The sequence below is a fragment of the Candidatus Marivariicella framensis genome, from assembly GCF_982709265.1.
In genome coordinates this window covers 71452-93423 of sequence record NZ_CEXPNT010000001.1, presented here as the reverse complement: position 1 = coordinate 93423, position 21972 = coordinate 71452, and the positions used below count along the sequence as shown (strand labels likewise).

Sequence of the window (21972 nt, the reverse complement as noted above, 5' to 3'; positions counted from 1 at the left end):
AAGGCATTCAATTCTCTTTTTAAAATATTTATGATTATTTGATTTATTTTGCATTTTGAATAGATTGTGTGTCTGGCATCATTATATTTAAAATAAAAGATACTGGACAAAATTTAGTGAATGGACTAATAATTTGTAATACTTCAAAACCTAAACACATCCACTTTATTGAAAAAAAACTAAATAAAACTGCATTTACTATATAAAAAAGTCCACATACAGCATCGTCTCTTCTAACTTTTATCACGTCTCTATCACTCAGTTTTTTTAATTATGCCTAAAATTAATAAAATGATGCTAAACAATAAGATTTATTTTGCATAAATGAATATATATTTGTCTTTAAAATAAACAAGAATGAACCTTCATAGATTTATATTTTTAATATATATATTCTTATTAACCTCATCACCAATTTTAGGTCAAATCAACCCACAAAACATAACCATAGCCCGTGATAAATACGGAGTGCCTCATATTTTTACTAAAACCGATGCAGAACTGGCTTATGGATTAGCTTGGGCTCATTCGGAGGATGATTTTAAAACTATTCAACAATCATATCTCGCTGGAAACGCAATTCTTTCTAAACATATTGGTCTTAAAGGTTCAGGAGCTGATTTTTTAGCTCAGTTCATACGCTCTGATGAAATAGTTGAAAGGGATTATGAAAAAAAAATTAGTCCTGAATATAAAAAAGTTTTAGAAGGGTACTCTGAGGGGATTAATAGTTTTGCAGAGCAAAATCCAAACAAAGTTCTTCATCCAGACTTATTTCCTGTAACCCCAAAAAAAATGCTCAAATATGCGCATTTACAACTCTTTATATCTTCTGAAGGCGACTATTGGACCGAAAAAATAGTTAAAAATGATTTAAATTATAAAATTATTGATCAATCTATTGACCTCTATTCTAATCAAGAAAAAGGATCTAACACATTTGCATTTAATAGTAGTAAAACTAAAGATAAAAACACCTATTTGGCAATCAATACTCATCAACCACTTGACGGACCAGTCTCATGGTATGAAGTTCACTTGCAAAGCGATGAAGGAACAAATATATTAGGAGCTCTTTTTGCTGGAAGCCCTAATGTTTTAATTGGAGTAAATGAAGACTTAGGTTGGTGTCATACTGTTAACAGGCCTGATAAAACTGATGTTTTTGCATTAGAAATGCACCCTGAAAAGAAACACAAGTATCTAGTAGATGGAAAATATTATGATTTGGAAAAATATAAAGCTGAAGTAAGAGTGAAAATTTTAGGAATTCCATTTAAAGTTAAAAAGCAATATTTTAAAAGTATTTATGGTCCAACTTTAAAAAATAAATCTGGATATTATTCAATAAGAACCTCGTCTTTAAATGAAATAAGAGCGCTTGAACAATGGTGGAAAATGGGAAAGTCTAAAAAATTTTCAGAGTTTTATTCAACACTTAAAATGAAAGCACTTCCTGGTTACAATATTGGATATGCAGATAAAAATGATACTATTTTTTATATTTCTAATGGTCTAATTCCAAAAAGAGCGGAGGGTTACGATTGGAAAAATGTTGTGCCTGGAAATACCAAAAAAACATTATGGACAACAACTTATGATATTGAAGAATTACCACAAGTTCTTCAACCAAAGTCAGGTTATTTTTATAACACCAACCATTCTCCATTCTTATCAACCTCAACTGAAGAAAATCCAAATAAAAATAATTTTTCAAAAGACATGGGGTTTGAAACTTTTAACAATAATAGATCCACAAGGTTGAAATATTTAATTGACCAAAATTTAAAATTCGATTATGACGATTTTAAGAAAATTAAATACGATAATACTCTTCCAACTCCAATGGCTTATTCATGGATGGATATAAACGCTCTGTTCGATATAAAAGCAGATAAATACCCTGAAATTCGAGATATTTTAATTGATATTCAACAATGGGACAGAAAAGCAGATGTTAACTCAATTGGAGCAGGAGCATATGCAATTTTGTACTTTAAACTCGGCAAGTATTATAATATGTTATCCGAACCTAAAATTTTTCCTAAAACTTTTTTAATTAATGCTTTGAAGGAAACAAAGGAACACATGATGAAATATTTTGGAAAAGAAAAAGTTAAATTAGGAGAGTTTCAAAAATTAGTTAGAGGAGATAAAGAAATACCTATTTATGGATTAAGAGATGTTCTAACAACAATGAAATCTGTCCCATATAAAGAAGGAATGAGTCAAGTTATAGCTGGCGAATCTTATATTGAATTAGTTAAATTCACACCTGAAGGACCTGAAATAGAATCAATCATATCTTATGGAAGTTCAGATGATCCTAAAAGTATACATTACAGTGATCAGATGGATAAATACGCTTCTTTCAAAACAAAAAAAATGACATTAGATAAACAACTAATCCTTTCAAAAGCAATCAAAATTTATAATCCTAAATAGAGCTTTCTAAAGCTTTCTTGTAAACTTCTTCGTATTTAGGAATGATATTAGAAATATCAAAACTTATAGCTTGTTCAAAAGCCCCCTTTTGAAGCTTTTCATACAACTTGTCGTTAGACAACGCTTTAATTGTGTTATTCGCCATTTGCTTAACATCTCCAATTGAAGATAAGTATCCTGATATTCCATCTATATTTACTTCAGAAAGACCTCCAGTATTAGTTGATATAACTGGAACTTTATGAAGCATCGACTCTAATGCAACTAATCCAAAACTCTCTTTTTCAGATGGTAACAAAAAAATATCACTATAACACAGTAATTCATTAACCTCATTGCTTTTACCTAAAAACAAAACCTTTTCACTTAAATTATTTTTTTTAACATATCTCTGAGCTTTAATTCTTTCAGGTCCTTCTCCTACCATCAGTAATTTAGAAGGAATTTCTTTTTGAACAATCTCAAAAATCTTAACAACATCTTTAACCCTTTTTAAGGGTCTAAAATTAGAGATATGTATTATAATTTTTTCTTTATTATCTGCTACTGACTCTCTGTGGCATGGTCTTTCAAGATGAGCATGTTTATTGACATCAATGAAGTTTGGAATAACTTGAATCGGTTTGTTAATATCAAATAGGCTTTCTGTATCATTTTTTAAACTTTTAGAAACTGATGTCACAAAATCAGAATTGTTAATACTAAAAGTAACTGCTGTTTTATAAAAAGGATGACTTCCTACTAGGGTTATATCTGTGCCGTGAAGAGTGGTAACGATAGGAAGAGAAACACCTTCATCTTTAAGCATCATTTTAGCCATGTATGCAGCGTAAGCATGAGGGATCGCATAATGAACATGTAATACGTCTATTTTATAGGCTTTAACGACATCTACTATCCTACTGGATAAAGCTAGTTCATAGGGTTGATAGTGAAATAAATCATACTCTGGAACAAAGACTTCATGAAAAAAAATATTTTTATTTAATGTATCTAACCTTACAGGTTGTTTATAGGTTATAAAATGTATCTCATGACCTAATATAGAAAGGGCATGACCTAACTCAGTAGCTACTACTCCACTCCCTCCATAAGTTGGGTAACAAACAATTGCAATTTTCACATTTAATTATTTAATTTTCCAAAGCATCATACAACAAACCCTGAATTCGAGTTCGAATATTATGACTAACTAACAATTTATTTTCCATAGTTGGAAACGTTCTATTTGATAAAAATACAAATACTATTTCTTTTTCTGGATCTGCCCAAGCATAAGTCCCAGTAAAACCAGAATGACCAAAGCTTTCTTTAGATATGCATCCACAAGTTGAACCAACTCCTTCTATTTGAGGTTTATCAAAACCAACTCCGTGTCGATTTCCATATTCGCAATAATAACAACTATTAAATAAATCGAAGGTAGATTTTGAAAATAATTTTTTGTTATTATAAAAACCTTTCTGTAAATACATTTGCATTATAATAGCCACCTCATATGCATTTGAAAAAATTCCAGCATGCCCACCAACACCACCTAACATAGCAGCTCCCATGTCGTGAACATCTCCTTGAAGAGTTGTATGCCTATAATAACTATCTACTTCAGATGGAACAATGATGTCTTTTGAATATTTATTTTTGGGATTATAAGTAGTGAAATATAACCCTAATTGGGAGTATATTTTGTCTTCAACAAGAAAATCTAATCTTGTATTGTGAGCTGCTTCTAGATATTGTTTTAAAATATAATATGTTAAGTCAGAATAATTATCCTTTCTTTTATAAGATTTAAGCTTTAAAGTATCAATAAGTTCACTTTGCTTGATTTTTTTGAGTATTTGTTTTTCAAATCTATTTTTTAAATATAAGTTCTCAGTTACTTTCAATTTATGAGATCTAGAATACTCAGTATTGTAAAATCTTTTCTTTGGTTTACCATCATTGGTTAAAGTTTCTTTATAAAAAGGAATCCATGGTTGTAATCTTCCATTATGAGAAAGGATTTCTTTTAATGAAATATTTTGCTTATTTGAATCTTTCCATTTAGGCAGCAATTCACCAATCTTAGTATCTAAATTTATTTTACCTATAGAAACATCTCTCATAACTAGAGGTAATGTAGCTAATATCTTAGTTAGTGAAGCAACATCATAAATTGATGAATCCGTTACTTTCGTTAATTTATCATATGTGTGATATCCAAAATTCTTTTGATAAACAATCTTGCCATGTCTCGCAATTAACATTTGAATCCCAGGGGTCATAAAAGAGTCTATAGCAGTTTTTGCTAGTTGATCTATAGCATTCAATTTACTTGCATCAAACCCCTCAAGCGAGGGTTCTGAGTAACCTAAAAACTGTTTTGATAGTATTTTTATACCTGATCCTAATGGGTATTTTTTACCAGCTCTAACAGGTGTTTTACCATCAATTTCATTAACTCCAAACATTGAGTCGACGGTTACTTTTTGAGCAATTTCATTATTTTGATAACTGATTATTATACTTTTAATATTATTAAGTTTTTCAATTTCATAAACAGAATACGGATTAGCAAAAACATTAACAATGACAGGTATTTTTGAACTAACTTTTCTTATTAATTGTATTTCTTTTGAGGAAAACTTCGTGTTTAGAAATGGATTATTATCGACTTTATTAGGATGCCACCCGATTATAATAGCGTCCCATTTATTTATTTTAGCTTGATTAATAATATTTTTGTAGTCATAACCAACTACATCATCAACATGAGCATATGCTTTTAACTTATTATTGAAATGCAATCCAGAGCCTTTCCCTAAAGATAAATAACCATATTTGTTATTGATTTTAAGAGGCAGTATTTGATTTTTATTTTCAAGAACAGTAATAGCTCTTTGAAAAACTTTAGAAACCAAAAGTGTGTCATTAGCAGAACTTAAAGGATTATCTAACAACTTAACAGGAGTATATTTATTTAAATTAGATTTATATTTAGACTTTAATATCTTTTTAACCGAATGCTCTAATCTTAATTCAGAGATTAAACCAGATAAATATGCCTTTTCAATTGCACTTATTCCTTCAGGAATATTTTCAGAAATTAAAATAATATCATTTCCAGCATTAAAAGCTGCTAAATCTATGTTACCAATTATTTTTGAACCTAAAACCCCCTGCATGTTAAGTGCATCAGTAAAAATTAAACCATTAAAACCTAATTCATTTTTTAATAAATTAGTTACTATGTGTTTAGATAATGATGAAGGCAGATCAGAATCCTGAAGACTAGGGATGTTTAAATGACCTATCATGATCGATGAAACTCCTTCTTCTATAAGTTTTTTAAAAGGTGCTAATTCTATTTCATAAATATGTTTTTTATTAGACTTTATAGTTGGTAGGGTTTTATGAGAATCTTTTGATGTTTCTCCATGTCCAGGAAAATGCTTGCCAGAAGTCAAAATATTTGCACTATGCATTCCTTTCATAATTGCAATACTTTTTTTTGAAACAATTTCTACTGATTCACCAAATGATCTATTTCCAATAATTGAATTTTTAGGATTTGTATTTACATCTAAAACAGGAGCAAAATTCATATTTATTCCTAACCTTAAAGATTGTTCACCAATTCTTTTTCCAATATCATATATTAAATCATTATCATTAACTGCTCCAAGAGTCATGTTCCATGGAAATGGTAAAACATCATCCAGTCTCATTGCCACTCCCCATTCAGCATCCATAGATATTAATAGTGGAATCTTTGCTTCTGTCTGAAAGACATTACTCCATTCAATTTGAGATTTACTATTTCCTTTCGAAAAAATAAGACCTCCAATTTTATATTTCTTTACTAAGTCTAATGTTTTTTTTAAATGCACAGAGTCTCCATTAGAAAAAACCATAGGAATAAAAAGTTGACCTATTTTCTCTTTTAACGAAATGGAATTATAAATACTGTCTACCCATTTTTTTTGTAATAAATAATCAGATGTTATAAGTGGATCAGGTTGTTGAGAGTTTGTTTTTAAAATGCAAACTAATATCAATATTAAACTATAGAAATATTTCATTTTTTACTTGATAAAACGAGAATGCCAGCTGTGTTTCATAGGAATCTCCCACTCAGATTTATACCCAGCTAAATCATTAACTAAGTTATTAAAAACAACTGTATTAGCATTTATTGAACCTTTTTTTACCATATCTTTAAAATCATTTAAACTTTTATAAGTTAAATATTCACCTTGCTTAAAGGTTACATTCATTTTGTCAAGTAAAATAATATTATACTGTTTTTCCAAAGATTGAATAAAATGAACGGAGGAATCAATAGAACAGCCAGAAGCTGAATTAAAATCAGTTTCTAATCCAATAACAATAAATCTGTTGTATGGAATATCTACTGAAGCTAGAAGTGAACTATCATGAGCAGTCCATTGATTAGTAAAATCATCACATAATTTTTTAATTTCTACAACTTCAGCATCACTGAGTTTTCTGCTTGCCGGATAAATCCATACTCTAGCATTATCTGAAAGTTTGTTAAAAGGTGTTTTCATTTTTATAGATCTTCAGCTTCAGCTATTAATTCTGCAATGTCTTTAACCGGTAAAGAATCTTCTTTTTCTTTGTTTTTGACACCATCAGTCATCATTGTATTACAAAAAGGGCAACCCGTTGCTATTATATCGGGTTTTGAATCGATAGCCTGTTCAGTTCTTTCAATATTAATGTCTTTATTCCCCTTTTCGGGTTCTTTAAACATTTGAGCGCCACCCGCACCACAGCATAAGCCTTTAGACTTACAGTTTTTCATTTCAACTAACTCAGCATCTAATTTCTTGATTAAATCTCTTGGAGCTTCATAAACTTTGTTTGCTCTTCCCAAATAGCAGGGATCATGAAATGTGATTCGCTTACCTTTAAAACTTCCTCCTTCAAGTGTTATCTTTCCATCATCAAGTAATTTTTTAAGAAACTGAGTATGGTGTTGAACCTGATAATCTCCACCTAATTCCGGATATTCGTTTTTAAGAGTATTAAAACAATGAGGACAGGTTGTAACTATTTTTGTAACCTCATAAGCATTCATAACCTCAATATTAGCAATAGCCTGCATTTGAAATAAAAATTCATTACCTGATCGTTTTGCTGGATCACCAGTACAACTTTCTTCAGGACCAAGAACAGCATAAGAAATAGCTGAATGATTTAATATTTTAATAAATGCCTTTGTTATTTTTTTTGCTCTTTCATCAAAACTTCCAGAACAACCAACCCAAAAAAGAACATCAGGTTTTTTGCCCTCTGCAGCCATAGAAGCTAAAGTAGGTATTTGCATATCTTAATTTTTAAGAATTATCATCATCAAACACTTCAATAGTTACTTCTTTTTCAACCAAATCAGTGAATTTTCCATTATAACGTGTTGCCTTAACAAGATGATTATCAACCCAATGATAGTTACCCCCCCTAGGCTTACCCATAAGAAGGCTGTGATATTTAAATCCGTTTTTCTTTAACCATTCAGATGTTACTTCTCTATGGGATTCTACTCGGGAAGTGAAAAAACAAATAAGATGACCTTCTTCATACCACTTATTTAAAGTTAGTAAAGCGTCTGGATAAACCTCTGCTGTTCCCATTCTTTCTGGCTCCTCATTTGGTATATCATCACAAATAGTTCCATCAATGTCAATTAAATAGTTTTTAACTCCATCTGGCAAAACAGGGCTAACAATTTCTCCATCCTCTACTTTTTTATGTAAATAATTTTCCACTTCTTCTTTTTGCATAATAATTTATTAATTAATTTGATCTTCATTTGCCCACAATAACCTATCTTGATTATTAAAGGGCCACGGAGCTCCATTATTCTCAATATTGCTCATCATATTATTTAAATCTCCAGGAGCTGAAGATTTTTCCATAACTAAGTATTGGCGCATATCCATAATAATAGATAAAGGATCAATTCCAATAGGACAAGCTTCAACACAAGCATTACATGATGTGCAGGCCCAAAGCTCTTCTGTTGAAATATAATCATTAAGTAATTCTTTTCCATCAGGAATAAACTTTTGTTTATTTTTTCTGTAATTCTCACCAACTTCTACTAATCGATCTCGTGTATCCATCATTATTTTTCTTGGTGATAATTTTTTTCCAGTTTGATTGGCGGGACACTCGCTAGTACATCTGCCACATTCAGTACATGTATACGCATTAAGCAACTGAACCCAATTCATGTCAATCACATCAGAAACACCAAACTTTTCTGGAGGTGATTCAGAAGGGGCAGATGCAAAGGGGTCAATGTTTGGATCCATCATTAACCTAACTTCTTTTGTGACGTTAGAATTATTTTTAAATTTTCCCTTTGAATCAAGGTTAGCGTAATAAGTATTTGGGAATGCAAGTAAAATATGTAAATGTTTTGAATAGTATAAATAATTTGCAAAAATCAAAATTCCAATTATATGTAACCACCAAAAAGTGCGTTCTAAAACTATTAAACCTGACTGAGAAAAACCATCATATAATGGCTGTAAATATATTGAAATTGGATAAGCTCCCGCTTTCAAATAATGGGGAGTATTTAAATCCTGCAATAATCCATCCGTTGCATTCATTGATAAAAATAAAAACATTAAAACAATCTCAAAATAAAGAATGAAATCTGCGTCATTTTTTGGCCAACCTTTCATTTCAGGATTCATAAACCGTTTTAACTTAATTATATTTCTTCGCATCCAGAAAATAATAACTGATATAAAGACTAGAAAGGCTAGTATTTCAAATGTTCCTATTAGAAAATTATAAAATCCACCCAAATAAGGAGCAAAAACTCGATGAGTGCCTAACAAACCGTCTACTATGATTTCAAGCAGTTCTATATTAATCAAAATAAATCCTACATATACTATAATGTGTAAAATACCAGATACAGGCCTATGAACCATCTTAGATTGTCCTAAAGCTAAGAGAGTCATGTTTATCCACCTTTCTTTCTTACGATCATTTCTATCAATATCTTTTCCTAATCTAATATTGCTGATTACTTTTTTAATATTGACTACAAAAAGGCTCAAGCCAATTGAAAAAACAATAAAAAACAAAATGTTAGGTATAAATGTCATATATAAAGAAGTCAATTATTATTTTTCAGATTTTTCTTTCTTTCCGAAAATTGAAAATTGAACATATCGTTTTGGATTTTGTTTTAAATCATTTAAAAGGTCCTCTAACGCACTGGCTGCATCATCTAATCTGTCATAAACATTATCGTTTTTCAAAAATTTACCAGCTGAACCCTCACCTGCCTTTAAAGACAGAAGTAGTTGATTAATATTATTAGCAACGATTTCATATTGCTTAACAGTATGTGAAAAATTAATTGCAGTAAGAGAATCCGTTATTATTGATAGGTTCTTCGAAGTATTAGATAAATTATCCATAGTGGTAGAGAAATTATCTTGATTAGAGACTAAAAGATTAGACAGAACAACTGATGCATTATTAATATTTTCAAGAGAAATACTAAGATTTTTTAAAGTATTTTTTAGGTTATTTTGAGTGTCCACATTTAAAACATTACTAACACCAATGAAAAGGGAATCTACACTAGTTAAAGTGCTTTCTATTTTTTCTTGTAAAGGTGCAATTTGACGGTTAACAAGTTCGGTAAAACCAGGTTTTATTAAAGAAACTAATGTGTCGCCAGAAATTACAGGCTTATCAGAATCAAATTTCGGCACAATTGATATGGCTTTTCCACCAATAAGTCCAGTTTCATATAAAACTGCTTCACTGTATTTAGAAAAATTAATATCACCGCGAATGTTCATTGAAATTAATATATCTGTTGTTCCAGGTAGAAAATCAGCCTTTATTACTGAACCAATAGATAAACCATTTAAAGTTATTTTTGCTCCTGGAATTAAACCTTCAATCTCTGGATAGATAGTATATAAGATCTTTTGACTTTTTAACAAAGATTGTCCCTTGAGAAAACTATATCCAAAAACAAACAATAAAAGTCCCATCAAAACTAAAAAAAAAGACTTTATTTCTTTGGAATACTTAATCATAACACAAAACTAGTTAAATTTAATTAAATCGTGATTTAATATTTTATTCATTTTTTTTAGCTTCTTCTATTGATATACTATTTCCATTCAAAAATGCAACTAAAAACGCAGTTTTAAAACCCCTTTTTATTGCTTTACTTAAATCACTTTTAGCATTCTTATATTTTTTAGAATCTCCATAATAGTATCTATACATTATACCATTATTAATTCTATGTATTGGTTTTAATCCTTTAAAATTATAAGGAAAAGTTCCTATTTTATTTTTACTTGCTGCAATTTGCACTTTATATGAAATTTTTTTTGTGACTTTTAAGTCAATATCACCATTGTAAACATTAAAGTTTTCTATAGATTTATTTATGTTATTTTTATATTCAATTATTGCCTTTGAAACTGCTTTAGCAATTGAATTTTGGCCCTTTGATGAGTTTAAATATGCTCCTTCTTTTTTATTTGTCAAAAAACCTGCTTCTACTAAAACACTTGGCATATAGGTGTTTCTTAATACTAAAAAACCTGCTTGTTTGACTGTTCTATCTTTTCTTTTAAGAACGCTCACAAAACTATTTTGAATTGAAGTTGCTGCCAAAATACTTTGCTCCAAATACTCTTCTTGCATGAGCAAAAGGCTAATTACAGATTCTGGATTGTTAGGATCAAAGCCATCATATTTTTTTTCGTAATCATCCTCCATAAATATTACTGAATTTTCTTTCTGAGCTACTCTAAAGTTTCGATCATTTTCATGCAATCCCAAAACAAAAGTTCCAGCTCCAAATGCTTTAGAAGATCCAAACGCATCGCAATGAACAGAAATAAATAAATCAGCATCAGCATCATTCGCAATTTGAGCACGTTTGTTAAGCTCTACATACTTGTCATTTTTCCGAGTATATATAACCTTAATTTCACTGTCTTTGGATAGTAATTTTCCAATTTTAAGAGTAATTGTCAATGCAATTTTTTTTTCTAAATAACCATTACCATTGTTGCCAGTATCACGTCCACCGTGACCAGCATCAAGAACAACAATAAATTTCTTAGACGAGCTTATAGGGTGGTTGAATTGAATTATCCATGGAGTTATTATAAATATTAATAAATTTAGGTGTAAGATTTTCATTTCATTAACGTTACATTATCAGGAGAACTATAAAAATATCCTTAATTTTGAATTATTATTAAATTCTATACAAATTTAAGAGGTTTCATCTTGCAGTCAAAGTTTAGTTATACATCATCATTGTTCATATTTTTATGGAGCTTAGCCTCCTATGGGCAAATTGACTCATTAAAACTAAATAATATTAAAGTTCAAAATACCCAAATTCTTGATAGCACTAATATTAAAAACCCTCTTCTTCTTGACATGATTACATATAATGCTGAGGATTATGTTAGAATAAATAGAAAAGAAAACAAACTATACCTCTATAATAAAGCTGAGTTATATTATGGAGACATAACTCTTCGCTCTGGGATAATAATTCTTGACTATAAAGAAAAAGAAGTCTACGCAGGAAGAATTATAGACACAAGTGGAACACTAGTCCAATATCCTTTTTTTAAGCAGGGTGTTAACGAAATAAACCCTGACTCAATTAGGTATAATTTTGATACACAAAAAGCACTAATATGGAATTCGAAAACAGATCAAGGCGGAATGAATGTCTACTCAAATTACACTAAAAAACAAAATGATTCAGTTTACTATATTAAAGATGCAAAAGTAACTACTGGAGGTGAATTAGATGATGCTGATTATTATTTTAGAGTAAGAAAAGGTAAGCTTGTTCCAGGAGGAAAGATAGTGACAGGGTTTACAAATATGTACATAGCTGATGTCCCAACTCCTGTAATGCTTCCATTTGCATACTTTCCTACAACTCAAAACCAGTCATCTGGCTTTATTTTCCCTTCAATTGGGGAAAACAATAATCGAGGTTATGCAATTCAGAATGGGGGATATTATTTTAATTTATCTGATTATTTTAATCTTGCTCTAATTGGAGATTATTATACAAATGGAAGTTATGGTTTTAGAGCAGACACCCAATATAAAAGGATGTATAACTATAACGGAGATTTAAGTTTTAGATATGAAAATTTAGTTAGTGGTGAAAGAGGATTATCCGGCTATTCTAAATCTACAGTGTTTAACTTCAGGTGGTCTCACAGTAAAGATGCTAAAGCTTCTCCCTACTCAACATTTTCAGCTTCTGTAAACTTTGGAAGTAGTGATTATTATCAGCAATCCGTTAATCAATTAAATAATCCTAATTTCTTAAATAACAACTTAAGTTCTTCAGTTTCATATTCAAAAACATTCCCTGGCTCTCCCAGAGTTAATATTTCTATGACTTCAGCTATGTCGCAAAATTCTCAAACTAAAAATGTAAACTTAACATTGCCTACTCTTCAAACAAATATGGAAAGGATTTTCCCTTTTGCACCCAAAGAGGGAGGTAAAAAAGGGATTTTACAAAACATAAATTTTCAATATACTTCTAGGGCTGAAAATAGAATTATTACTACTGAAGATAATTTGTTTAAATCCGAAATGTTTAAAGAGGCTAGATCAGGAATGATACATAATATTCCATTAAGTACAAATTTTAAATTATTAAAACACTTGAGTATTTCTGTTGGAAGTTCATATCAAGAGGTGTGGACTCCTCAAACAATAAGATATAACAATTATAACGAAGAATCAGAAATAGTAGTTAAGGATACAATAAGAAAATTTGATGCTTTTAGAACCTACAACCTTAACTCTAGTATTGGCACTACCATTTATGGTACTTTTAATTTCGGTGTGGATAAAAAAATTCAATCAATTAGACATACTATAAGGCCTAATATTTCATATAGCTATAATCCAAGTTTTGAAGACCAATATTATGACACATACATAATAGATGCTGACGGAAATACTGCATCCTATTCAAGGTTTGAAGGAGGTTTGTTTGGTACTCCAGGCAATTCTTTTTCCAGTAATGTTGGCATAACAGTTAATAACTCTTTTGAAGCTAAGGTAACTGACAAAGACTCAACAAAAACAGATCCAAAAAAAATAAAACTTCTTGATAATTTAAATTTTGCAACAAGCTACAATGTATCTTCAGATTCCTTAAAGTGGTCTCCTGTAAGAATGTCAACAGGATTTAAAGCTCTTAATAATAAATTAAATATGAACCTTGGAGCTACTTTTGATCCATATGCTTTAGATGAAAACAAAAGAAGATACGGAACCTTCAATTATAAAACAGGTGGATCTTTTTTAAGAATGACTAGTGCTAATATAAATATGAACTATTCAATATCCAATAAAGATTTTGAAACTGATTCAAAAAACGATAGAGAAGAAGAAGAATCCAAGGATAAGGAAACAGCTTCTAGCGGTGGAAGAAATGATGGTTTATTTGGAAGAGCAGTAAAATTAGATGGCAAAAGGATGAATCAATTTAAAGAGGCTCAATCAGAAAGTAAATATCCTTTATACAAAACTAAGATACCATGGGATTTTAAAGTTGCCTGGTCCTTTACATATAGTAATCGAAGGCAGGAACGAGAAATATCAAATAACTCACTAATGTTTAGCTCAAACGTTACCTTAACTCCAAAATGGCAAGTATCAGCATCCTCTGGTTATGATTTTAAAGGGAAAGGATTTACATATACCTCTTTAGGTTTTGATAGAGATCTAAATAGCTGGAGAATGAGTTTTGATTGGGTTCCCTTTTCTAATAGAGCATCCTGGAACTTTTTTATTGGTATAAAATCTGGATTATTAAGTGATATTAAATACGAAAAAAACAGAGAACCTGACAGAAAATTAAATTAAATAATTATGAAAAAAGAAATTATTCTAACTTCTGATGCTCCAGCACCAATTGGACCATACAATCAAGCTGTAAAAGTAAATGGAATTTTATACTTGTCTGGCCAAATTCCATTAACATCAAAAATGGATTTAATAAAAAACGATCTTAAAAAAGAGGTTAATCAGGTAATGATAAATCTCAAAGCTGTTTTAAATGCTGCTAACATGAGTTTTAAAAATGTTGTAAAGAGCACAATTTTTCTTAACAATATGGATAATTTTCAGTCCGTAAATGAAGTTTATGGAGAGTTTTTTGAAAATGAAATAGCTCCAGCAAGAGAAACATTAGCTGTAAAGACTCTACCTAAAAATGTAAGAGTTGAAATAAGTATGATTGCGCATGATTAAAGTTAAATCAAATTATCTATTTGTAATTTATGATGATTTAGAAGACCATCTATTGGTCTTCTAATTATACTTCCAATACTTAGCTCATATTCAATTAGTATTTCTTTTATTTCATCCTGAAGATAAAACGCGATAGATCCCACAAAATGAATTGGAACTTCCCTACTGTTGTTGAACTGTAAAATTTGATGTTCTATAAACCTTTTAAGCCCATTATGAATAATGCCTTTCATTATAGGATGACTTTTTCTATCAATAAGAAACTTGGCAAATGTTGCAAGATAAGTATTTGGATTTTCTTTCCTGTAAATGTTTTCTTTAACAGTATCTGGATCAAGCTTAAACTCATTTTCAAATGCTTTAGAGTGTTCTTCTGTCATTTCTTTGAAGTAATAACTCCTTATCAATTGTTTGCCAAAAAAATTACCGCTTGCTTCATCCATTAAAACGTAACCTAAAGAAACTACTCTTTGTTCAATGTCTTTACCATTATAATATGTGCAATTTGAACCTGTACCTAATATACATACTATAGAGGGCTCCCCTGGCTTGAAAGCAGAATACACAGCTGCATAGGTGTCTTCTTTAATGTCTAATTCTGCGTTAGAGAAAATTTCTCTAAAGATTTTCTCAATTCTTTTTTTAGAGGAGCTAACACCGCATCCTGCTCCATAAAAAAAAAGCTTAGTCACCTCATTTCTATTTTGATAAAGATCGTAGTTGTTAATTATTCTTTCATTTAATATGGCACTTGATAAAACCTGAGGGTTTAAACCTAGGGTCTGAGTTGAAAATAAAACTGATCCAATATCATCAATTGAAATCCAATCAGTCTTAGTAGAGCCACTATCTACGACTAAAATCATAATTAAACTTGTTTTACATATTTAGCTAGATCTAAAAGTTTATTAGAGTATCCACATTCGTTATCATACCAAGATATAATCTTAAAAAAACTATCATTCAACTCCATTCCAGCTTCAGCATCAAAAATAGAAGTTCTTGAATCACCTATAAAGTCTTGAGATGCTACAGGCTCATCCACATACCCTAAAATTCCTTTTAAATTATTTTTTGAAGCATTAAGCATTTTAGCTTTAATTTCTTCATAGGAAGTTTTATTAGAGAGCTTAACAGTCAAGTCAACAACTGAGACATTAGCAGTAGGAACACGAAATGACATTCCAGTCAATTTCCCATGCAGTTCAGGAATTACCTTCCCAACTGCTTTTGCTGCACCTGTTGAAGCAGGTATTATATTTATTAACGAACTTCTACCCGCTCTAAAATCTTTTTTTGAAGGACCATCCACAACAAACTGAGTAGCTGTAGCAGCATGAACAGTAGTCATCAAACCTTCTTTAATTCCAAAATTATCATTTAAAACTTTGGCTATTGGAGCAAGACAATTTGTGGTACATGATGCATTTGAAACGATTAAATCACTGGATTTAATATTTTCATGGTTGACTCCCATCACAAACATTGGAGCATCTGGAGAAGGAGCAGAAATCACAACTTTCTTTGCCCCACCTTTAATATGAAGGTTGGCTTTTTCAATAGATGTAAAAATACCTGTACATTCAGCTACAACATCAGTGTTCATTGAGCCCCAAGATATATGTTCAGGATTACGCTCAGCTGTAATTAAAATTGTCTTATTATTAACAATTAAGCTGTTACCATCAACCTCAACAGTTCCAGTAAACCTTCCATGAACTGAGTCATACTTTAAAAGATAAGCTAAATGATTAATTTCTAATAGATCATTAATAGCTACAACTTCAATATCATCTTGTTCCATAGCAGAACGAAAAACCATTCTCCCTATTCGTCCAAAACCATTTATTCCTATTCTTAAAGACATAATATTTTTTTTAATTAAAATTTAAATGAATTATATAGACAGTATTTCTGAAACACGAATTAAATTCTTGTTGATTTCAGTTTGTCCTTTTATCGCTTCTTCTAATGGACTTATGACCATAATATCATCTTTTATGCCAACCATCACATTATAAGTTCCACTTATAAGAGAATCAACAGCATGTACTCCCATTCTCGATGCTAAAACTCTATCAAAACATGAAGGTGCTCCACCTCTTTGTATGTGACCTAAAACTGAAACTCTCACTTCGTATTCAGGCATATTGTTTTCTACGTATGATGCAATTTCAAAAACATTTTTACCAGTTTTATCACCTTCAGCAATCATTACAATACTTGAAGATTTTCCAGACTTTTGACTTTTTTTAAGCGACTCTAACAATCTTTCAAGCCCCATATTTTCTTCAGGTATTAAAATTTCTTCTGCTCCAGCGCCAATTCCAGCATTTAAAGCAATGTGTCCAGCATCCCTACCCATAACTTCAACTATAAATAAACGATTATGTGATATAGCAGTATCTCTAATTTTATCAATTGATTCCACTACCGTATTTAATGCCGTATCAAATCCTATAGTAAAGCTAGTTCCTGAAATATCATTGTCAATGGTACCTGGAATACCTATAATTGGAATATTATGCTCTTTTGTAAAAAGAATAGCACCAGTAAATGATCCATCACCACCAATTACTACAAGTGCATCAATCTCATATTCTTTAATTTTATTAAATGCCTTTTGTCTTCCTTCTTTACTATAAAATTCTTGACACCTGGCTGTTTTGAGCACAGTCCCTCCTTTATTAATTATATTATTTACACTTCTAGCATTTAATTTTTTAATTGATCCTTCAATCATTCCTTGGTAGCCCTTGTAAATCCCAAAGCACTCAATATTGTTGTATACACTTGATCTCACTACTGCTCTGACCGCAGCATTCATTCCAGGAGCATCTCCTCCTGAAGTTAAAACGCCAATTTTTTTAATTTTTTTCATTTGCATAAATAATCGACAAATTTAACTATTCTTAATGGCATAAAAAAAGTTAGTTTTAAATTAATCAAAAACCAACTTATATGTTGAATTTTGAACTATTGTTCTTCTTTAACTATTTTATTAATCAATTCCTTAAAAGTATTAAAATCAACATTATATGAAATACCTAGGCCTTGTGTATACCCTAATTTATCACCTATATAACGAAATTCATTTTCCTTATTAAAAACCTTTGCTTTAAGCGAGCCATCTTCGTTTAAAATAAAATCAATTTGAACATCACCTACAATTAAAGTTTCATTTACACCTCCTATGGGAACACCAATTTTTCCATTTATAAGTATTTTATCACTTACCTGGGTAGATAAGGTCAACCCAAGTCTATCTTCTGAAAAAATATCTAAATCTGAATTTCTATCGCCCTGAAGATAATTAATTCCCACTTTAAGCTTCTCATCTTTATCTCCTATGATGGAAGTAAACATGTCAGATGCTTTTTCAAATAAATTATTAGTAATTCCCTCAACAGAAAAACTAACCTCATTAATAAATATACCTTGAGAAAGAAGAGAAATTGCTTGAAGTTGTCTCCTTTGAGAATCTGCTAATCGATAGTTAATTTCAGATACTACAGTCCCACTTGTGTTAGGAAAAAATATTTCAAAAATTGGATTATCAGGTTTTAATAAGTTTCCCTGCAAATTGATCCCTAATTCCGTTGGAATTTTTTTATTAAAGTTTGGGTTGTCTAATAGAATAGCTGGGTTTGCCCCTCCTGGAACTTCATAAAGTGCATTTAAGTTCATTTGAGCTTCCAAAGGATTACCATCCCACACAATTGTTCCACCAGGTTCTAGATTGAATTTTTTATCTAAAAGACCAAGATTTTTAAAATTATAAATTCCATCCGTAGTTGTAAAATCACCCCACATATTAAACTTGCCTTTTGTATTAATTTCCATCAACAACTTTCCATATCCTCTTCCACTTAAATAACTTCCAGAAGATCGATCTACAACGATTTCTACGGACGCATCATTATTTATATCTAATTCGAAAAACATTTCTAAACCAGAAATTTCATTAATTAATGGCTCAGAATCAATTGATTTATTTGTTTTTATTTTAGTGTTTTTATCAATAAACTTTATAAAAGAAATATCAGAAATTTCCTGGGTATTCTTCCAGGGTATTTTAATTGATGTTCCTGGTGCGGTTAAACCATTTACTTTAAGCTTAAGGTTTTTAACAGGACCTATCATTGATATATCTCCTGACAAGAATCCCTTCCCATAAAACAAAGCATCAGAAGTTTCTTTTTTGTTAAGCAATAGGATTCCTCCAGAGTCGACAGATAGATCCATATTCCAATCTGTAAAGTTTGAATGAGAGAATTTTGCTTGAAAGTTAGCCTTTGTTTCAGAAATATTATCAATGATTTTGGTTGGCGAAAATTCTAAAACTTTATTATAAAAATTTAATTTAGTATTATTAGATAAAGTATAATCAACATTCAAATAAGGAACAGAAAAACTTGCTTTATCTAAATTAATTAAACCAGTATTTTGAAGATTATTAAAATCACCCCAAATATTTAAATCTCCATCTAAAACCCCATGAATATTTGATATTGAATTCTTACCCAGAGGCGAAGAAAATGAAATGTCAAATTTTGAAAATAAAATATCTAAATCAAGTTTGGATGATGTTTTGTTAAAAATTAAATTTCCAATTCCTGAAAAAGTTTTATTATTATTTTTGATTAAACCCCAATCTATTGAATAAGAATTTAACAGAGTATTTCCTGCCATATTCAAATTAAATTCGCCAACCAAAACTTTATTTATACTTACTTCAGGTGAATTAATATAACCTTTAAATGAATTATCTTTTGGAGTTCTTTTTATTTCCCAACTAGAATTAAACAAGCCGTTAGTTTTAAAATTTTCATTTTGTTTAAACAATTGATTCAGATTAGTGTTTTTAACATCTAAAATCACATCAAAGTCATCTGTTCCTTTATAAAATCCTTTAATTTTAACCTCAGATACTCCTGAACTTATTTTGAAATCACTAACTTCAATCAAGTTATATGCATAATCATAAATAATGGGATCATTTTCTGATTCTTTCAATTTCCAATTTTCATTGTTAAAAAAAATTGAAGATTCTGTTAAATAAAATATGTTTTTACTTTTATTGAGCTTCTCAATATTGAAATTTAAATTAAATTCATCACCGCCACTAATCAATGAATTCAACTTAGCATTAATAGATAATTTATTTTCATTTCTTTTACTCCCTAATGAAAATCTGCCAAGATTAGAGTCTTTATAAATAGTCTTATTAATAACCAATCTACTATCTCTATTAGATGATTTATTATTCAAAGTAACCTTTAATCCTTGTGCAAAAAAATCTTGATATTGAAAAAAGGGAACTTCTATATCCAAATAAGACTTGTATTCCTCACTACTAAGATATCCGATTAAATTAAAATCTTCTGTGCTTTGAATATCAGTATTTAATATATTCACCAAGTCCTTTGATAATATAAAATTAAATTCAACTTCCTGAACTTTAAAAAGTTTTAATTTTGGAATAATTGGAAAAGTTTCTGATAAAGCATTATTAATTAATAATTTTGTTTTACTAAGATCAAACCTTCCAACTGCTTCTCCTGATAGCCAAGAAGAGTTAATTATTGAAAAATTACGTAAACCATTATTATTAAAGCTATTTAGATAAAAATCGCTGGAATTTAAAATTCCACCATTATGATTTAATTTTAAATCTTGAACTGTCAAAATAATTGATGCATCGTCAATTGATTGTCCTTCAATTTTACTTTTAAAAACTCCAGTTAAAATAGCTTTACCTCCTCCGATTTGTCTGTTAATGTTGGATAAATCATAAGACTTTAAATTTATAACTGAACTTAGTTTGTTAATTTCTGTAGAAAAATCATATTCGACTTCACTTAATGAAACTTCCAAATCTTCACTTGCACTCCATAAAAAAGTTCCTTTCTTAAAATCTCCTATACCATTTGCTTTAAAATTTATTACATTAAAATTTTTGTTAGTTAAATGACCTTCATTTAGATTCCAGTCTGCAAATCCATTTTTTAAATCTAGTTTCAAATTTGCCGAAACAAGACCATAAGGACTTGACTTGTATAGCTTTGATAAATTCAAATTGTTAATATCGATTAAAATTGAGTTATAATTCTGGTCAAATTTATTGTTGATTAATTCAGATTTAAAATCTCCAAAACTAGTTTTAATAATGGTGTTTAAATCCCAAGTATTATTAGAGTAAATACCTCTTAAATCAAACTTGTTTATTTTTTGATTTTTTAAATTGTCTAATTGAGGGACTGAAGTTTTTATGATATTATTCAAATCACTTAAGCCTAAAGTGTCAATTGTAATATGTCCAGAAAAAATATTTTCTTTTTCGGAAAAGAAATTTAAAATATTTATATCACCATTTAGTTTTGAAAAGCCAAAATCAAGTTTTGCATTCCTAATATTAATTGAATTTAAAGAACCCAACAAATCCAATTCACCTGACACATTGAATAATGAGTCTATTTTTATACCAATTTTAGCTGGTTTAAAATTTGAAATTTGAATTTTGGAAATAATTTCTGATGTTTCAAAGTCGTCAAAAAAATCTCCAGCAGATTTACCAAACTCAATATCCCCATTCAACTCAACTTGATTAGAAACAAAAGAAAAATCATTTATAGAAAAAGAACATCCTAAGTATTTAAATGAATTAGATTTAAATGAAAAAGAATTAATATTTGATGTTTCAAATTCACCATCAATTGTATCTGATTCAATAAAATCTGGTCCAGCAATCAGATTATTCAATTTTAGTTTAAGTATTTTATACGAATTGATATCATTTGGAAATCTTACCTCACTGTTATCAATTTTAAAAGAAGAAACAGATATAATGGGTGAGAGTTTAGAAGTGTCTTTTTTTGAATTTAGAATGTTTAAAAAAAATTGCAGGCTGTTAACCTCCTCTTTCGAATACTTTTTGATTTTAAGAATCATTCCATCCAAATGCAGATTAGAAAACCGAACATCTCCTTCAATAAGTTTTTCAATTGATTTCAGGTTAGTTTTCAAATTCTTGACATAGACCAACGTGTCTTTAAAATGATCATTAAACAAAATATTCTTTAATACAATTCCATCTTGAAAAGACAACTCAGATGAATCAATACTAATGTCAACATTATACTTTTCACTTATTTTATTAGTTAAACTTTGAATTACTTTTTCTTGTATACTACCTGTTTTAAGCATATA

Annotated in this window: 16 protein-coding genes; 3 read left to right on the top strand and 13 right to left on the bottom strand. The window is 29.7% G+C overall.

Annotated features, from left to right (window positions below):
* Window positions 1-43: 43 nt before the first annotated feature.
* A complete protein-coding gene (locus tag AC34EU_RS00415; RefSeq protein ID WP_489695981.1) occupies window positions 44-247 on the bottom strand; it encodes a hypothetical protein in 204 nt (67 codons plus the stop codon).
* Between the two features lie 110 nt (window positions 248-357).
* On the opposite strand from AC34EU_RS00415, the gene AC34EU_RS00410 reads away from it, so the two are divergent.
* The gene (locus tag AC34EU_RS00410; RefSeq protein WP_489695980.1) at window positions 358-2445 is read left to right on the top strand and encodes a penicillin acylase family protein; all 2088 of its coding nucleotides are present in this window, start codon (window positions 358-360) and stop codon (window positions 2443-2445) included.
* On the opposite strand, the gene bshA is transcribed toward AC34EU_RS00410, so the two are convergent.
* The 8 genes from bshA to AC34EU_RS00370 are packed head-to-tail and all read right to left on the bottom strand — an operon-like array spanning window position 2438 to window position 11655.
* A complete protein-coding gene (bshA, locus tag AC34EU_RS00405; protein ID WP_487532941.1) occupies window positions 2438-3568 on the bottom strand; it encodes an N-acetyl-alpha-D-glucosaminyl L-malate synthase BshA in 1131 nt (376 codons plus the stop codon). The genes AC34EU_RS00410 and bshA overlap by 8 nt on opposite strands.
* A gap of 10 nt (window positions 3569-3578) precedes the next feature.
* On the bottom strand, window positions 3579-6509 hold the full coding sequence (locus tag AC34EU_RS00400; RefSeq protein ID WP_489666645.1) for a serine hydrolase domain-containing protein: 2931 nt from the start codon (window positions 6507-6509) through the stop codon (window positions 3579-3581).
* Window positions 6510-6512: 3 nt separating this feature from the next.
* Complete coding sequence (locus tag AC34EU_RS00395) at window positions 6513-6998, bottom strand: ABC transporter ATPase (RefSeq protein WP_487532938.1); 486 nt, start codon at window positions 6996-6998, stop codon at window positions 6513-6515.
* 2 nt (window positions 6999-7000) lie between these two features.
* Window positions 7001-7780: a (Fe-S)-binding protein gene (locus tag AC34EU_RS00390; RefSeq protein WP_487532937.1), complete on the bottom strand. Its 780-nt coding sequence runs from the start codon at window positions 7778-7780 to the stop codon at window positions 7001-7003.
* 10 nt (window positions 7781-7790) lie between these two features.
* On the bottom strand, window positions 7791-8234 hold the full coding sequence (locus AC34EU_RS00385) for an LNS2 domain-containing protein (RefSeq protein ID WP_487532936.1): 444 nt from the start codon (window positions 8232-8234) through the stop codon (window positions 7791-7793).
* A 9-nt stretch (window positions 8235-8243) separates the two neighbouring features.
* A complete protein-coding gene (locus AC34EU_RS00380) occupies window positions 8244-9578 on the bottom strand; it encodes a 4Fe-4S dicluster domain-containing protein (RefSeq protein WP_487532934.1) in 1335 nt (444 codons plus the stop codon).
* Window positions 9579-9596: 18 nt separating this feature from the next.
* Window positions 9597-10529: an MlaD family protein gene (locus AC34EU_RS00375; RefSeq protein ID WP_487532933.1), complete on the bottom strand. Its 933-nt coding sequence runs from the start codon at window positions 10527-10529 to the stop codon at window positions 9597-9599.
* A 43-nt stretch (window positions 10530-10572) separates the two neighbouring features.
* Window positions 10573-11655, bottom strand: coding sequence for an N-acetylmuramoyl-L-alanine amidase family protein (locus AC34EU_RS00370; protein WP_487532932.1), 1083 nt, complete (start codon window positions 11653-11655; stop codon window positions 10573-10575).
* Window positions 11656-11745: 90 nt separating this feature from the next.
* On the opposite strand from AC34EU_RS00370, the gene AC34EU_RS00365 reads away from it, so the two are divergent.
* Together AC34EU_RS00365 and AC34EU_RS00360 are read left to right on the top strand one after the other, a co-directional pair.
* A complete protein-coding gene (locus AC34EU_RS00365; RefSeq protein ID WP_487532930.1) occupies window positions 11746-14376 on the top strand; it encodes a putative LPS assembly protein LptD in 2631 nt (876 codons plus the stop codon).
* A gap of 6 nt (window positions 14377-14382) precedes the next feature.
* Window positions 14383-14763 (top strand): Rid family detoxifying hydrolase, encoded by a 381-nt coding sequence (locus AC34EU_RS00360; RefSeq protein WP_487532929.1) that lies wholly within the window; start codon window positions 14383-14385, stop codon window positions 14761-14763.
* Between the two features lie 2 nt (window positions 14764-14765).
* Here AC34EU_RS00360 and AC34EU_RS00355 read toward each other — a convergent pair whose 3' ends face one another.
* The 4 genes from AC34EU_RS00355 to AC34EU_RS00340 form a co-directional block, all read right to left on the bottom strand.
* Window positions 14766-15629: a BadF/BadG/BcrA/BcrD ATPase family protein gene (locus AC34EU_RS00355; protein ID WP_487532928.1), complete on the bottom strand. Its 864-nt coding sequence runs from the start codon at window positions 15627-15629 to the stop codon at window positions 14766-14768.
* A 2-nt stretch (window positions 15630-15631) separates the two neighbouring features.
* On the bottom strand, window positions 15632-16630 hold the full coding sequence (gene gap / locus AC34EU_RS00350; protein WP_487532927.1) for a type I glyceraldehyde-3-phosphate dehydrogenase: 999 nt from the start codon (window positions 16628-16630) through the stop codon (window positions 15632-15634).
* Window positions 16631-16660: 30 nt separating this feature from the next.
* Window positions 16661-17644: a 6-phosphofructokinase gene (gene pfkA / locus AC34EU_RS00345; protein WP_487532926.1), complete on the bottom strand. Its 984-nt coding sequence runs from the start codon at window positions 17642-17644 to the stop codon at window positions 16661-16663.
* Between the two features lie 95 nt (window positions 17645-17739).
* Complete coding sequence (locus AC34EU_RS00340; RefSeq protein ID WP_489695979.1) at window positions 17740-21969, bottom strand: translocation/assembly module TamB domain-containing protein; 4230 nt, start codon at window positions 21967-21969, stop codon at window positions 17740-17742.
* Window positions 21970-21972 lie beyond the last annotated feature (3 nt).

Coding starts and splice junctions, on each gene's coding strand:
- AC34EU_RS00375 (WP_487532933.1), bottom strand. CDS start 10,529: ATGATTAAGTATTCCAAAGAAATAAAGTCTTTTTTTTTAGTTTTGATG.
- AC34EU_RS00370 (WP_487532932.1), bottom strand. CDS start 11,655: ATGAAAATCTTACACCTAAATTTATTAATATTTATAATAACTCCATGG.
- AC34EU_RS00400 (WP_489666645.1), bottom strand. CDS start 6,509: ATGAAATATTTCTATAGTTTAATATTGATATTAGTTTGCATTTTAAAA.
- AC34EU_RS00355 (WP_487532928.1), bottom strand. CDS start 15,629: ATGATTTTAGTCGTAGATAGTGGCTCTACTAAGACTGATTGGATTTCA.
- AC34EU_RS00340 (WP_489695979.1), bottom strand. CDS start 21,969: ATGCTTAAAACAGGTAGTATACAAGAAAAAGTAATTCAAAGTTTAACT.
- AC34EU_RS00410 (WP_489695980.1), top strand. CDS start 358: ATGAACCTTCATAGATTTATATTTTTAATATATATATTCTTATTAACC.
- AC34EU_RS00360 (WP_487532929.1), top strand. CDS start 14,383: ATGAAAAAAGAAATTATTCTAACTTCTGATGCTCCAGCACCAATTGGA.
- AC34EU_RS00380 (WP_487532934.1), bottom strand. CDS start 9,578: ATGACATTTATACCTAACATTTTGTTTTTTATTGTTTTTTCAATTGGC.
- AC34EU_RS00395 (WP_487532938.1), bottom strand. CDS start 6,998: ATGAAAACACCTTTTAACAAACTTTCAGATAATGCTAGAGTATGGATT.
- AC34EU_RS00385 (WP_487532936.1), bottom strand. CDS start 8,234: ATGCAAAAAGAAGAAGTGGAAAATTATTTACATAAAAAAGTAGAGGAT.
- gap (WP_487532927.1), bottom strand. CDS start 16,630: ATGTCTTTAAGAATAGGAATAAATGGTTTTGGACGAATAGGGAGAATG.
- AC34EU_RS00390 (WP_487532937.1), bottom strand. CDS start 7,780: ATGCAAATACCTACTTTAGCTTCTATGGCTGCAGAGGGCAAAAAACCT.
- pfkA (WP_487532926.1), bottom strand. CDS start 17,644: ATGAAAAAAATTAAAAAAATTGGCGTTTTAACTTCAGGAGGAGATGCT.